This is a genomic window from Aureimonas fodinaquatilis (genome assembly GCF_008369445.1).
In the GTDB taxonomy this organism is placed as follows: domain Bacteria; phylum Pseudomonadota; class Alphaproteobacteria; order Rhizobiales; family Rhizobiaceae; genus Aureimonas; species Aureimonas fodinaquatilis.
Window position 1 is genome coordinate 24,060 of record NZ_VTWH01000002.1, and the last position, 14,669, is coordinate 38,728.

At 56.9% G+C, this 14,669-nt stretch carries 11 protein-coding genes; 2 read left to right on the plus strand and 9 right to left on the minus strand.

What is annotated here, in order from left to right; all coding sequences use genetic code 11:
* Positions 1-226: 226 nt before the first annotated feature.
* Positions 227-3,706, plus strand: coding sequence for a DNA polymerase III subunit alpha (dnaE, locus tag FPY71_RS06190; protein ID WP_149298804.1), 3,480 nt, complete (start codon positions 227-229; stop codon positions 3,704-3,706).
* 31 nt (positions 3,707-3,737) lie between these two features.
* Here dnaE and FPY71_RS06195 read toward each other — a convergent pair whose 3' ends face one another.
* From FPY71_RS06195 to FPY71_RS06205, 3 genes are read right to left on the minus strand one after another with little or no spacing between them, the layout of a single operon-like run.
* Positions 3,738-5,024, minus strand: a complete 1,287-nt coding sequence (locus tag FPY71_RS06195; protein WP_149298806.1) for a DNA polymerase IV — start codon at positions 5,022-5,024, stop codon at positions 3,738-3,740.
* Positions 5,025-5,052: 28 nt separating this feature from the next.
* Complete coding sequence (locus FPY71_RS06200; RefSeq protein ID WP_149298808.1) at positions 5,053-5,718, minus strand: hypothetical protein; 666 nt, start codon at positions 5,716-5,718, stop codon at positions 5,053-5,055.
* Positions 5,718-6,026, minus strand: coding sequence for a DUF3572 domain-containing protein (locus tag FPY71_RS06205; RefSeq protein WP_149298810.1), 309 nt, complete (start codon positions 6,024-6,026; stop codon positions 5,718-5,720). Before FPY71_RS06205 ends, FPY71_RS06200 begins: the two co-directional genes overlap by 1 nt.
* Before the next feature lie 130 nt (positions 6,027-6,156).
* Here FPY71_RS06205 and FPY71_RS06210 point away from each other — a divergent pair, with 130 nt between their 5' ends.
* On the plus strand, positions 6,157-6,525 hold the full coding sequence (locus FPY71_RS06210) for a response regulator (RefSeq protein WP_149298812.1): 369 nt from the start codon (positions 6,157-6,159) through the stop codon (positions 6,523-6,525).
* 215 nt (positions 6,526-6,740) lie between these two features.
* Here the strand turns inward: FPY71_RS06210 and rpmG are convergent, their stop codons facing one another.
* From rpmG to topA, 6 genes are all read right to left on the minus strand, one after another.
* Entirely contained in the window at positions 6,741-6,908 is a 168-nt protein-coding gene (gene rpmG / locus FPY71_RS06215) for a 50S ribosomal protein L33 (RefSeq protein ID WP_149298814.1), read from the minus strand.
* A 91-nt stretch (positions 6,909-6,999) separates the two neighbouring features.
* Entirely contained in the window at positions 7,000-8,181 is a 1,182-nt protein-coding gene (locus FPY71_RS06220; RefSeq protein ID WP_149298816.1) for an MFS transporter, read from the minus strand.
* A gap of 139 nt (positions 8,182-8,320) precedes the next feature.
* Positions 8,321-9,022 carry an NUDIX hydrolase gene (locus FPY71_RS06225; RefSeq protein WP_149298818.1) on the minus strand — a complete coding sequence of 234 codons (702 nt, stop codon included), beginning with the start codon at positions 9,020-9,022 and terminating at the stop codon, positions 8,321-8,323.
* Between the two features lie 202 nt (positions 9,023-9,224).
* Positions 9,225-9,665 carry a DUF983 domain-containing protein gene (locus FPY71_RS06230; protein WP_149298820.1) on the minus strand — a complete coding sequence of 147 codons (441 nt, stop codon included), beginning with the start codon at positions 9,663-9,665 and terminating at the stop codon, positions 9,225-9,227.
* Positions 9,662-11,917 carry a ribonuclease R gene (rnr, locus tag FPY71_RS06235; protein WP_149300506.1) on the minus strand — a complete coding sequence of 752 codons (2,256 nt, stop codon included), beginning with the start codon at positions 11,915-11,917 and terminating at the stop codon, positions 9,662-9,664. Before rnr ends, FPY71_RS06230 begins: the two co-directional genes overlap by 4 nt.
* 5 nt (positions 11,918-11,922) lie before the next feature.
* Positions 11,923-14,601, minus strand: a complete 2,679-nt coding sequence (topA, locus tag FPY71_RS06240) for a type I DNA topoisomerase (RefSeq protein WP_149298822.1) — start codon at positions 14,599-14,601, stop codon at positions 11,923-11,925.
* Positions 14,602-14,669: the final 68 nt, after the last annotated feature.

Below are 14,669 nucleotides of genomic sequence, written 5' to 3' on the forward strand. Positions count from 1 at the left end.
CTCAGTTCAACAAAAAGAGAACATTAAGCGAACAAATAGGGAAAGGAATGAGAATATGGCATTCGTTCGTGAGCTTCTCTCGTTAACTGTTCTGTCCGGCTTTGTGGTTTCGTTCTCGCTGGTCCTGCACGCCTTGTAAGCAATTCCGGTGGAATGTCCGCTGGAGGGGAAGACGCTGAGACAAAGCGGTATTATGTAAAGGCAGCATCAAAGCAGGAGTGTCGCCGTGAATGACGCAACAGCCGGATCAGGCAAACCGCTGAAATTCATTCATCTGCGCGTGCACAGTGCTTATTCACTGCTGGAAGGTGCCCTGCGCGTTGACCAGATTGTGAAATATGCCAAATCCGATGGCATGCCTGCCATTGGCATAGCTGACACCAACAATCTTTTTGGCGCTCTGGAGTTTTCCGAGAAAGCGGCAAAATCCGGCATTCAGCCAATTGTCGGCTGCCAGATTGAGGTGGATTTTCAGGACGGTGATGCAGACCTTTCAAGCGGAAGGGAGCGGGAAGCTGTTGCCAGCTCGGCACCACTGGTTCTGATCGCGGCAGATGAAATCGGCTACGAAAATCTGGTCGAAGTCGTATCCATGGCCTATCTGCGCCATGGCGGCGACCACCGTCCGCATGTTCTGGCATCCTGGCTGCAGCAGCACGCCGCTGGCGTTATCTGCCTGACGGGCGGCCCGCTTGGGCCGATTGGTACTGCGATTGCCGGAAACAAACCGGCAATGGCGCGCAGCAGGCTTTTGCTGCTGCAGGAAATTTACGGCGACAGGCTATATCTGGAGTTGCAGCGCCATGAGCGGCGCGGCAAACGCACTGAATTGCAAAGTGTTGAACTGGCCTATGATCTCGGCATACCGCTTGTTGCCACGAATGAACCATTCTTCTTCTGCCAGGATGATTTTGATGCGCATGACGCACTGGTTGCGGTGGCAGAAAACCGGCTGGTCAGCCACGAAGACCGGCGGCGGCTGACCCCCGATCATTGCCTGAAATCGCAGGAAGACATGGCAAAGCTGTTTGCCGATCTGCCTGAAGCGCTGGAAAACACCATAGAAATTGCCAGACGCTGCTCCTACCGTCCGCAATCTCGCAAGCCGATTTTGCCGCGCTTTACCAGCGGAGATGAGCAGGCGGAAGCGGCGGAAATTGCCGAGGCGGCTGAGTTGCGGCGGCAGGCAGAGGAGGGGCTTGAAGAGCGGTTGCGCGCGCACGCTGTTGCCCCGGGAGAAACCGAAGACAGCTACCGGCAGCGCCTGGACTTTGAGCTGACCGTTATCGAGAAAATGAAGTTTCCCGGCTATTTTCTCATCGTTGCCGACTTTATCAAATGGGCCAAGGCCAATGGCATACCGGTTGGGCCGGGCCGTGGTTCGGGCGCGGGATCGCTGGTTGCCTATGCCTTGACCATCACCGATCTGGATCCGCTGCGCTTCTCACTTCTGTTCGAGCGCTTTCTGAATCCGGATCGCGTTTCCATGCCGGATTTTGATATCGACTTCTGTCAGGACCGCCGGGAAGAGGTCATTCAATACGTCCAGCAGAAATATGGCCGTGAACAGGTGGCGCAGATCATCACGTTCGGTTCCATGCAGGCGCGCGCTGTTTTGCGCGATGTGGGCCGCGTACTGGAAATGAGCTATGGCCATGTGGACAAGCTTTGCAAACTGGTGCCGGCCAACCCGGCCAATCCCGTAACGCTGGCCCAGGCGCTGGAAGAAGAGCCGCGCCTGCAGGAAGCGCGCGAGAGTGAAGAGGTGGTGGACAGGCTTATCTCCATCGCTCTCAAGCTGGAGGGGCTTTATCGGCACGCGTCCACCCACGCGGCCGGCATCGTGATCGGCGACAGGCCGCTTTCGCAGCTTGTGCCAATGTATCGCGACCCGCGTTCAGACATGCCGGTCACCCAGTTCAACATGAAATGGGTTGAACAGGCAGGTCTGGTCAAGTTCGACTTTCTGGGCTTGAAAACCCTGACCACATTGCAGACTGCGGTGCAGTTGATTGCCCGGCGCGGGGTGGATATTGACCTGGGCGCTATTCCGCTGGATGACCCGAAAAGCTTCGAAATATTGTCGCGCGGCGAAACCGTGGGCGTGTTCCAGGTGGAATCTGCGGGCATGCGCAAAGCGCTGATAGGCATGCGGCCCGACTGTTTTGAAGACATCATTGCGCTGGTGGCCTTGTATCGCCCCGGTCCGATGGAAAATATCCCTGTCTACAATGCGCGCAAGCACAAGGAGGAAGAGGTCGAGATCATTCATCCGAAGATCGAGCCAATTCTTCGCGAAACGCAGGGCGTCATTGTTTATCAGGAACAGGTGATGCAGATCGCCCAGGTTCTATCCGGCTATTCGCTGGGCGAGGCGGATTTGCTTCGCCGTGCCATGGGCAAGAAAATCCGCGCAGAAATGGACACGCAGCGCGTGCGTTTTGTGGACGGCGCGGTCGAGCGGGGGATTGCCAAGGGGCAGGCCAACACAATTTTTGATTTGCTGGCAAAGTTTGCGGATTATGGCTTCAACAAAAGTCACGCCGCAGCCTATGCGCTGGTCGCCTATCATACGGCCTACTTAAAGGCGAATTACCCGACAGAATTTCTGGCGGCTTCAATGACGCTGGATATGGGCAACACCGACAAGCTGAACGATTTTCGTTCAGATGCGGGGCGTCTTGGCATAGAGGTGGTTCCCCCATCCGTCCAAACCTCGTTCCGGGCATTTGAAGTGGACAATGGCCGGATTTTCTATTCACTGGCCGCCATCAAGGGGATTGGCGAGCACGCGGTGGAGCATATTGTAGCAGAGCGCCAGAACGGACTGTTTGCCTCTCTGGAAGATTTTTGTGCCCGTATTGATCCCAAGATTGTCAACCGGCGCACGCTGGAAGGTCTGATTTCAGCGGGTGCGCTGGATTGCTTTGGCCATGACCGCGCGAGGTTGAGCGGCAACATCGACAGTCTGGCGGCTTATTCGGCAATGATCCATGAAGGACGCGCGTCTGGCCAGCACGACATGTTCGGCGGTGCGGGCTCCGGACCTGAGCCTTTGCGATTGAAAGATTCAGCGCTTTGGACAACAGCCGAACGGCTGCTGCGGGAGTTTCAGGCCGTGGGCTTCTATCTTTCAGCCCACCCTCTGGATGAGTACAAGGACGTGCTGCGCCGGTTGAATGTACAAAGCCATGCCGAGCTTGTTGCAGCGGTGAAAAAAGGCGCCACTGCAGGCCGCGTGGCCGGCACGGTGACCTCGCGGCAGGAGCGGCGCACGCGAACTGGCGGCAAGATCGGCATTGTCCAGCTTTCCGATCCGACCGGACAGTTTGAAGTTGTGATGTTCACGGAAACTCTGGTCACCTATCGCGATATGCTGGAGGCCGGTGCTTCTGTCATCATTGCAGTGTCTGCGGAAGAACGGCCGGAAGGCATTTCGCTGCGGGCGCAGACTGTGCACAGCCTTGAAACTGAAGCGATGAAAATGCAGAAGGGCCTGCGCATTTTTATGCGGGACGCCAAGCCCCTGGACAGTTTTCGCGGCCAGTTGAAGGAAGGCGGCGACAGCACGGTGGCGCTTGTTCTGGTGCAGAACAATGGTGAGCGCGAGGTGGAAATCAATTTGCCCGGCCATTTCCGCGTGTCACCGCAAATGGCGGGTGCCATCAAAGCTGCACCCGGCGTTATTGATGTTGAACTGACCTGAGTCAGAACGCCAGCATCCTTTACACCTTGCTCTATTCCTTGGGTTTGGGACCGCGAAATGTGTAGCCGGTCTCAATGGCATTATCGCCAAATTTTCCGCGCAGGATTTCCAGCGCTTCTTCTGCCTTGGCGCGTCTGGCCAGCCCTGCATCCAGCATATCGGGCGGATCTGCCAGATGGGCAGGTGCAAATTCGTTGCAGCCAATGCCCAGAAGCCGGAATTTGGTGCCGTCCAGTTCTTTCAGCAAAAGCTCCCGCCCATGGGCAAACAATCTATCGGCCAGCCGCGTCGGGTCGCTGAGCTTGCGGTTGCGCGTGCGGCTTTGAAACTGCGCAGTCTTGAGTTTCAGAACAACCGTTGTGCCTGCAAGTTCGGTTTTCTTCAAACGGCTGGCAACCTTTTCACAAAGGCGGCGCAGTTCCGGCAAAAGCTCGGACGCGGTGGAAAGGTCGGCGTTAAACGTGGTTTCTGCTGAAATGCTCTTGGCTTCGGAATGCGGTGTCACCTGCCGATGATCAATTCCACGCGACAGCCGCCACAGGCGTTGCCCAATGACACCATATCGACGCATCAGATTTTCCTGCTCCATTTCCTGCAACTGGCCAATGCGGGTTATGCCATTTTCTCTCAGCGTCTTTTCCATTGCAGCGCCAACGCCCCAAATCGACGTGACCGGGCGCTGCGCCAGAAAGCTGAGTGTTTCCTCCCGTCCAATGACTGAAAAGCCTCGGGGTTTTTGCAGGTCCGATGCCAGCTTTGCCAGAAACTTGTTGTGCGAAAGCCCTATCGACACCGAAATTCGCAGATCCCGTTCAATTTCAAAGGCCAGACGTGCCAAAGACAAGGCCGGCGGTGCCTTGTGCAGCTTTTCTGTGCCAGAAAGATCAAGAAAGGCTTCGTCGATTGACAGCGGTTCGACCAGCGGTGTCAGCGTGCGCATTCTTTCCCGCACCTCACGCCCCACCGCCGCATATTTCGCCATGTCCGGGCGAATGATCGTGGCATGCGGGCAGAGTTTCAGGGCCTGAAACATAGGCATTGCCGAACGCACGCCAAAAATGCGCGCATTGTAGCAGCAGGTCAGAACAACCCCGCGTTGCCTGCCTCCAATAATCAAAGGTTTGTCTGCCAGATCGGGCCGGTCACGCTTTTCAACCGATGCGTAAAAGGCGTCGCAATCAATATGGGCAATCGCAAGATCAAACAGTTCGGCGTGGCGCAGAAGACGCGGGCTGCCACACTGGCCGCAACGCTGAGCAGACTGCAACTGCATGCTCAGACAATCGCGGCAAATGACTGCCTTTGCCTCCTGGTTCATCGACGTTCAGCCTCGTCCCGGTCAAAAATCATGAAGTGTGCCCCAGCAACTGCCGGATCATTGTCTCTGCCTGCGGCCAGGTTCTGGCGCTTTGCACACCGGATGGAAGGGCTGGCAAATAGGGCCAGAACAGCTTGCTGGCCATGAAGTGCAGAAGGCCCGTATCCGGCGCACTGCGGCGCACCTCCGCCAGATTGGACGGCAGATCATCGACAAATGCAATTGGTCCGGTCCAGAGCTGCGCCAGTTCGTGGATGACCGAGCCCTTTGGCCTTTCGGTCGCTATCATCGGAAAATTCAGGCCGGATGCATCGAGATACTGACGCCGTCTGGCATGGTAGCTCGGCGTCATTGCCGTCAGAAAAACAATGTCGGCATGTTCGGACAGATTGGCCAGAGCGCTGGCTGCCCCCGGCACAAGTGGCTGGCGCGTCTCCTGTTCGTCGTACAGCCGCATCACCAGTTGTTTCAGTTCATTGCCGCCAAGTGCCTGCCCGGTGGACATGGATTTTGCCGAACCGGTGAGTTTGAACTCTTCCGGATGCAGCGTCGCGCCGTTTTCATTCAGAATTGAAACAAACGGGTCGATGAATTGCAGCACAACCTCATCAATATCCAGAACCAGAAGGTGCGGCTTCTCCGGTTTCAGCTCGGACAGGGCCGGGCCTGCTGTCACGGGTTTGCGATTGGCCATTACTCGGCATCACCAAACACTTGCCGAAATGTCGCACGGGCAGCGCCGACAGTGGCCGGGCTGATATTGGCGAACTCGGCAAATTCCATCAAAGTCTTCTCATGCCCCATGATAAAATCCAGCAACCCGGCAAAAAAGGCCGGCTCTTGTGCTGCCTGCCGTAAATCTGCAACTGTGAGTCCTGAAAGGGCGAGAAAACGCTGCAACAATATCGGATCCTGCGCCAGAAATGTCAGCGCTGAAACGCCGATTTCCTGTGCTCCAGCACCGTTGGCGGTGTTGATGCGAGAATTGTCTGAATGAATCATAAACAAAGATCCGAAATTTTGAACGTTGATCGATTCTCAATTCTTAAATGATATCAGGTTACGACTCGATGGCAGGATGCGTGAGAAACTCGCCTGTCCGCAACATCAGCACGGTAGTGGAGTTTTGCGGATGTCGAAGACCGTAATGATCGTCGAAGATAATGAGCTTAATATGAAGCTGTTTCGCGATCTGATTGAAGCACATGGCTATGACACCGTGCAGACGCGCAGCGGTTTGAAAGCTGTGGAGCTGGCGCGTGAAACGCGACCAGACCTGATTTTGATGGACATTCAGCTGCCCGAAATTTCCGGTCTGGATGTCACCAGAACCATCAAAGCCGACGCAGAGCTGAAATCGATTCCCATCATTGCCGTTACGGCATTCGCCATGAAGGGCGATGAAGAGAGAATCATGCAGGGCGGATGCGAGGCCTACATTTCAAAGCCCATTTCCGTGACGCGCTTCATCGAAACCATAAAACAGTTTCTTGGCGACTGAAGCATTTCCTGCCGAAACCGTTTTTCAGAGCGGCAAATGCACGCAATCAGACGGCCGGCAGCTTTGCAGGCGATCGAGAGATTTCACGAAACGCACCGCACATCCGGCCAGCAGCGATTATGATGCCAGCACAAAAAATCAGAGCATCAACGCCATTGAAAAAATTGGCGAAAATGCTCTGATAATGCAGCTGTAAAAGCGCTGAAAGTCGAAGATTACTTGATCTTCGCTTCCCGGAATTCAACGTGCTTGCGCGCAACCGGGTCGTACTTTGTCTTCACCATCTTGTCCGTCATGGTACGGCTGTTTTTGGTGGTGACATAGAAAAAGCCAGTGTCAGCGGTGCTGAGCAGCTTGATTTTAATGGTTGTAGCCTTCGCCATAACGGTCAATCCATCTTGCAGGGGGGACCGGCAGAACGGAGTCCCCACCGCCGGTATTCAGCGGCGGACACTACTTAAACACAGCCGGAAGTCAAGGTCTGCGGCGTATTCTGGCAAGCCTGAACGCCATGAAAATAAAATATGCGGCAAACATACTGGCCAAGGACCATGCGAAACCGCTGGTTCCGAACACATCCATAGAGCCACCAATGAGCTGTGGCCCGATCAACATTCCCATTGAATAACAGAAAATGAACGCTGCATTGGCCGATGCCAGATCATGGCCCGACAGGCGAGAGCCCAGATGCGCAAGGCCTACGGTGTATAGACCAGCGACAACACCGCCCCACCCGAACAGCACAACGGCCATTGCCCACCAGCTACCGCTGATGAGCGGCAGGACCAATGAGCCTGCCAACCCTATTCCTGCGAACAGCAGGAGGAGGCTGCGTCTGTCACGCACCCTGTCGCTGATAAGGCCAATGGGAATTTGCAATGCGACGCTGCCGAGCCCGACCGCCGTCAGCAATTGCGCGGCAGACGCTTCGTCCATGCCAAGCCTGCTGCCGAATATGGGAAACAGCGCAAAACCGCCAGCTTCCACTGCGCCAAACACCAGCACAGCACCGGTTGCAGCCGGAACAGAAAACAGGTGGCGGCGAAAGCCGGAGCCTTTGTGGGTTTTTGTCAGGGGTGGCTCTCGATTCCATGCCGCAATAAGTGGCACGGCAGAGGCGAGCAAAACGGATGCGCCAATGGCAAAGGGGGTGATGCCCTGGGAGCCAACCTGCGAAAAAACAAATGGGCCGGCGGCGAATCCGAGTGCCAGCGATGTGGCGTAAATTCCGAGGATCAGCCCGCGCCGTTTTGGTGGCGCCGCCATGTTGATCCAGAATTCGGACAGGACAAACATGGTGGTGACGCTGAAGTGGAACACCAGCCGCAGCAGTGTCCAGGCCAAAAGGGATGTAAAATAGTAGAAACCCAGTGCGGAAATCGCGGCAGCCAGAATGCAGATCAGCATGGTCAGCCGAACGCCCAGACGCCGGGCGATGGGCGTTGTCAGCGGGGTGGCCAGAATGGATGCCAGCCCGGCAACGGCGGTGTTGAAGCCAATGACGGTGGAGGAGAAGCCGCGCTGTTCCAGAATGACGCTGAGCAGCGGCAGGCCCAGGCCCAGAGCCACGCCGACAGCGGTTATGGATGCGATTGCCGCCCCCGCGCCAAGCCAATCTACCGTATCTATTTCAAGGGACTTGTTATCACTGTTCATCGGATACGACTTTAATGGCATTTCCCGTTGAGGCGGAATCGCTGGTACGGCAGGATAATGCGACAAACAAAGAGTGCAGAGCAGTTCAGTGGAACGAGAGATCGCATGAAACGCTCTAAAGCAGGTTTATGGCAAACTGTTAAATCAGGGCGCGGCAGAATGCGCCATTTCGGCGGCGATGGAACACCATTGGATGCGTCGGGTCATAGAGCGCGCCGCTTTCCATTCTTTCAACCAGCGCCGCCAGAATGATGCGTGTGATGTCAGCCAGAGGCTCTTCCGCCAGCCTTGGCAGCGACATCCACTCCACACTCGTCAACTCATTGGTCGGCAAGGCACCATCCGGGGTGTGCCAGGCAATGCTGCGCGCGCTGACAGCAAAAAAACGCGTGTCGTATCGTCGGGGCAGGCCAGGGGGCGTGATGGCCCGAGCCACTGGCGTCAGCAGTTCCGGAGCGGGGATAACCGACGACTGGTTAAAGGGCTGCCATGCCGGACTGGCGGTCTCGAACTGACCTTTGTGGCCAATCATCACGCCGGTTTCCTCATAAGTTTCGCGAATGGCAGCCAGAGCCAGGGCAACCGGGCGGGTGGCGGAGAAACGACGTGTGGTCTGGGCGGTTAGTCTTTCTTCTGCGGGCCCATCAAGTCGAAACTGCCGTGCCAGACGCAGATCTTCCGGGTCCACCCTACCGCCGGGGAATACGGTTTTTCCAGCCATGAAAATGTGGGTGTGTGCACGGCGACCAACCAGAATAAGCGGTTCTGAGCCGCGGTCATCGACGATAAACAGCGACGCAGCATCTCGAATGGCAGGTTTTGAAGTTGGTGCGGATGTCATGAACCTGTCCTAGAGCATTTCTCGTTGAAACGGTTACGTTTCAACGGCAAGACAATGCGACAAAACAAAGAGGCTGAGCATTTCTCGTTGAAACGGTCACGTTTCAAAGGCAAGACAATGCGACAAAACAAAGAGGCTGAGCATTTCTCGTTGAAACGGTGACGTTTCAACGGCAGGCAACTCCGCTCCGCTCCGGTGTTCGTCAATGCTGCTCTTTGCTGTTCTTGTCGAACCCATGCAACCGCAAGGCCCATTGCAGGGCGATGGTGGCACCTTTGACCGGCTGCATGAGGCCTATTGTCATGACTGTCGTTAATGGAACCCAGATGGCCAGGTGGCCCCACAAAGGCAAATCCAGCAACTGCTCCGCTGCCATGAACAGCGCCACGACAATATGCCCGACCACAAAAATGGTGATATAGGGCGGCAGGTCATCGGCTCGCTGATGGTGGTAAACCTCACCACAGACCTGGCAATGATCCACACTGCGCAAAAAGCCCGAAAACAATCTGCCCTTGTTGCAATTCGGGCAACGGCACAAAAAACCACTCCACAAAGCTGGCATCAGCGGACGGGGGGCCCCTGCATCTGTCGCAGATTTCTCGCCGCCAAGCTGCAGAGTGATGTCACCTTTGTTGCTCATCGGCCTTTCCTGCGTTTTTCCTTTGGCCTGTCACCCGGGCGGCGCAGTCGGCTTCTCGCTTTATGAAATGAGGCCGTTGCACCGGGCAATTTGCGCGGCTCGCTCAGCATTTCAAAGCGGATCGACCCGGCAAGCGGCACAGCTTCGACCAGCCGAACCATGACACTGTCGCCCAGCCGGAAGCCCAGATGGCTGCGCTGTCCGACCAGCATATGGCCCGCTTCGTCGTAATGATAGTAGTCATTGCCCAGGCTCGAAATCGGGATAAAGCCATCTGCGCCAAATGTTGGCAGTTGTACAAACAGGCCCGATTTCGTCACCCCGGTGATGCGCCCGGCAAATTCGTCGCCAACATGCTCTGCAAGATGATGAGCTATCAACCGGTCCACCGTGTCGCGCTCTGCTGCCATGGCCCGCCGTTCGGCCTTTGAAATCGTGTCGGCGGTGCCTTCCATTGACGCTTCATCATCGGAACTCAGGCCGCCTTCGCCCAGCCCAAGGGCCTTGACCAGTGCCCGGTGCACAATCAAATCCGCGTAGCGGCGAATAGGCGAGGTGAAATGCGCGTAACGCGCAAGGTTCAGGCCGAAATGGCCGATATTCTCAACCGCATAAACTGCCTGGCTCTGAGAGCGCAGCACCACCTCATTCACCAGGCTTTCATGCTCGGTATCGCGAACATTTGCCAGTATATGGTTGAAATGCGCAGGCCGAAGGCTGCCGCTTTTGGCCAGAGGCATGTCCAGTGTGCGCAAAAAGTCACGCAACGCTTCCAGCCGTGCCATGGACGGAGCATCATGGGCACGGAATATCAACGCCTGATGCTTTTCCTCCAGTGTCTCGGCAGCGGCCACATTGGCCTGGATCATCATTTCCTCAATCAGGCGATGGGCATCCAGCCGCTCGGGAATAACAACCCTGTCCACCTTGCCGTCAGGCCGCAGCAATATTTTGCGCTCCGGCAGGTCAAGATCCAGCGGCTGACGGTGCAGCCTTGCCGTGTGCAGGGCCTGATAGGCTTCCCAAAGCGGGCGCAGCACATTTGCCACCATATCCGCGCTGACATCACCCTCAGCGCCATCCACCGCCGCTTGTGCCTGTTCATAGGACAGTCGCGCGTGGCTGCGCATCATGATCCGATGAAAATGGTGCCGGCGTTTGGAGCCATCCTTGCCAAACACCATGCGAACGGCGAGAGCAGGGCGGTCCACGCCCTCTCGCAGTGAGCAGAGATCATTGGAGATGCGCTCTGGCAGCATTGGCACAACGCGGTCCGGGAAATACACCGAATTGCCGCGCAGCAAGGCCTCCGCATCCAGTTTGGAACCGGGCCGCACATACCATGACACATCGGCAATGGCCACGGTGACGATGAAGCCGCCCGGGTTGGCAACGTCACTGTCCGGCTCTGCATAAACTGCGTCGTCATGGTCTTTGGCGTCGCGCGGATCAATGGTGATCAATGGCACATCGCGCCAGTCTTCACGGTGGTCCATCGTGGCAGCCGTGGCTTTTTCCGCCTCGTCCAGCACGGCCTGTGGAAAAACATACGGAATGGAATGAGCATGCAGGGCAATGCTGGATATGGCGCGCTCGGTACCGAGCGAGCCGATGACCTCAACCACCCGAGCCGAAGGCAGCCCCGCACGTGCAACGCGGTGCGGCTCCACCTCCACCAGATCGCCATCCTTGGCGCCGCCTGTCTCGTCGGGCGCAACTCGATATTCCAGTTGACGCCGTTCTACCGGCTCTATTCGCCCACCACCGAAATTGTTGCTGCGGAAAACGCCAAGGGCCGAGCCGCCGCGCTTTTCCAATACGCGAATGGTGCGAGCGGTCGGCCCATCCTCATTGTCATAATCAAAATGCGCAAGAATTCGATCGCCAATTCCGGCGGTGTTGCCGCTGGTCTGAATAACCCTGAACCGTGGACGCGGGCCTCGTGCCTCTTCATCCCAGCCAGCAGGCTCTGCCAGAAGGCCGCCTTCATCATCGCGGTGGCGAATTTCCGCCACGCCGATCTTCGGCAATTCGCCCGGCGCAGAATAGTGCTTGCGCCCACCTTCCACCACGCCTTCAGATTGCAACTCGGCCAGAAGCGTTTTCAATTCGATACGCGCGCCGCCTTTGACGCCAAAGGCCTTGGCCAGATCCCGCTTCGTGGCGCGCCCGGGATTTTCGGCAATAAAGCGCAGAATCGCCTCGCGGTTCAGTTCCGGCGCTTGCGGTTTGCCTCTATCCCGGCGTGCCATTTTGCTCATTCCGCCTTTTTCTTCGTTGCTTTAGCCGGGGCCTTGGCTTTGGTTGCCTTTGCCGCGGGCTTGGCCTTTGCGGTTCTGCTGGCCGCCGCCTTTTTGGCGGGCGCTTTCCTGGTCGCGGGCTTCTTCGTCCCGGTCCCGGTTTTTTCCGCCCGTTCGTTCAAAATCTGAATGGCTTCTTCCAGCGTAACCGAGGCCGGGTCCTTGCCTTTGGGCAATGTGGCGTTGATTTTGCCAACATTGACATAGGGTCCAAACCGGCCATCGCGCACCGTGATGGAGCCGCCAAATGTCGGATGTTCGCCTAACGTGGCCAAGGCCGCCGGTGCCGAGCGGGCTCCGCGCCCGCCGCGTTCTTTTTTCTCGGCAATGACGGTTACGGCCCGATTGAGGCCTACGGTGAACACCTCATCCACCGATTCAAGATTGGCATAGGCACCATCATGCTGGAGAAACGGTCCGTAACGGCCCAGGCCTGCCAGGATTGGTTTGCCGCTTTCCGGGTGCAGACCAACCTCACGTGGCAGGTTCAGCAACTGCAAGGCTTTTTCAAGATCCATTTCAGAAGGCAGCCAGCCCTTGGGCAATGATGAGCGTTTTGCCTCCTTGCCTTCGCCGCGCTGGACATAGGGGCCAAACCGGCCGGAACGCAGGGTGATTGCCTCACCGGTTTGCGGGTCAGTGCCAAGCTCGCTCGGCTCATTGACAGCTTCACCTGCCGCTTCTGCACTGAGGTTGCTGCCCAGTTGCCGTGTATAACCGCATTCAGGATAGTTGGAGCAGCCAACAAAGGCACCGAACTTGCCAAGCTTCAAAGACAATGCGCCGGAATTGCAGCGGGGGCAGGTTCTCGGTTCTCCGCCATCTTCCCGGGCAGGAAAGACCAGAGGTGCCAGTTCCTCATTCAACGCGTCCAGAACGTCTGTAACGCGCAATTCCTTTGTCTGGTCAACCTGAGAGGAGAAGTCCTTCCAGAAATCACGCAGCACTTCTTTCCACGACAGCTCACCGGCGGAAATCCGGTCGAGCTGCCCCTCAAGATCGGCAGTGAAATCATACTCGACATATTTGTCGAAGAAGTTGTGCAGAAACGCTGTAACCAGCCGTCCTTTGGAATCCGGCAGCAGCTTGCGCTTGTCCTGAACGATGTATTCCCGGTCCTGCAGGGTTTGCAGCGTTGCGGCATAGGTTGAAGGCCGCCCGATGCCCAGCTCTTCCATTTTCTTGATGAGCGAGGCTTCTGAATAGCGCGGCGGCGGCTCGGTAAAGTGCTGACTTGCATTGATCGCCAGACGCTTCAAATCCTCTCCAGCGCGGATTTCCGGCAAACGGGCGGAATCATCATCATCATCGGAGGATTGGCCGGCCGGTGCGCTGTCATCCCGATGTTCGACATAGGCGCCAATGAAGCCGTCGAACCGGATGACCGACCCTGTGGCGCGCAGACTGGCGTGGCGCGCACCGTTCTGTGCCAGAATTTCAACCGTAGTGCGCTCAATTTCGGCAGACGCCATCTGGCTGGCGATCGCCCGCTTCCAGATGAGGTCATAAAGCCGCGCCTGGTCCTTATCGAGAAAACGCTCCATGTCCCGCGGCAGACGGTCAAACCCTGTCGGGCGAATGGCTTCGTGCGCTTCCTGCGCATTCTTGGCCTTGCTGGAATAATAGCGTGGTTTTTCAGGCAGGTATTTTTCGCCGAATGTTGCAGCAATTGCCGAACGAGCATCTGCAATGGCTTCCGGTGCTATCTGCACACCATCCGTACGCATATAGGTGATGAGACCAACCGTTTCACCGCCAATGTCCAGGCCTTCGTAAAGCCGCTGAGCAACCTGCATGGTGCGTGAGGCGGAAAAGCCAAGCTTGGCGGATGCTGCCTGCTGCAGTGTCGAGGTGGTGAAAGGCGGGCCCGGATTGCGCTTTGTCGGCTTGGCCTCAACGCTTTCAGCGCGAAAGCTGGCCCCCTCCAGCATGGCGCGGATCTGATTGGCGCGATCTGCATTGCCAATCGACATTCGCGTCAGTTTCTCGCCCTCAAAACCGGTAATGCGGGCAACAAAGTCCTCGATGCGCGGCGTTTGAAGCTGCGCACCGATCTGCCAGTATTCTTCTGAAACAAACCGCTCGATTTCACTTTCGCGATCGCAAACCAGCCGCAGCGCGACTGATTGCACGCGGCCGGCAGAGCGTGCGCCGGGCAGTTTGCGCCAAAGCACCGGCGAAAGCGTGAAACCCACCAGATAGTCCAGTGCCCGGCGCGCCAGATAGGCATCGACCAGGGGCACATCAATTTCACGCGGGTTGGCCATGGCGTCCAGCACGGCTTTTTTGGTGATGGCGTTGAACACCACGCGGCGCACCGGCTTCTGGCCCAGAACACGTTTCTGTTTCAAAATCTCCAGCACATGCCAGGAAATGGCCTCACCCTCTCTGTCAGGGTCAGTTGCCAGAATAAGGCCATCGGCAGCCTTCACTGCCTGTGCAATCTCGTTCAGGCGCTTCTGGGCAGGCTTGTCGACCTCCCATTCCATCTGAAAATCTTCATCAGGGCGCACCGACCCGTCTTTGGCTGGCAGGTCACGCACATGGCCAAAAGAAGCGATAACTTTGAAGTTGTTACCCAGATACTTATTGATCGTCTTCGCTTTTGCCGGCGATTCGACGATTACGACGTCCATTGGCTACAGATCCCGGTGCTTGTACCGGAGAAGGCGGCATTGGTTGCAGCCTTCACCAGAATCATTTT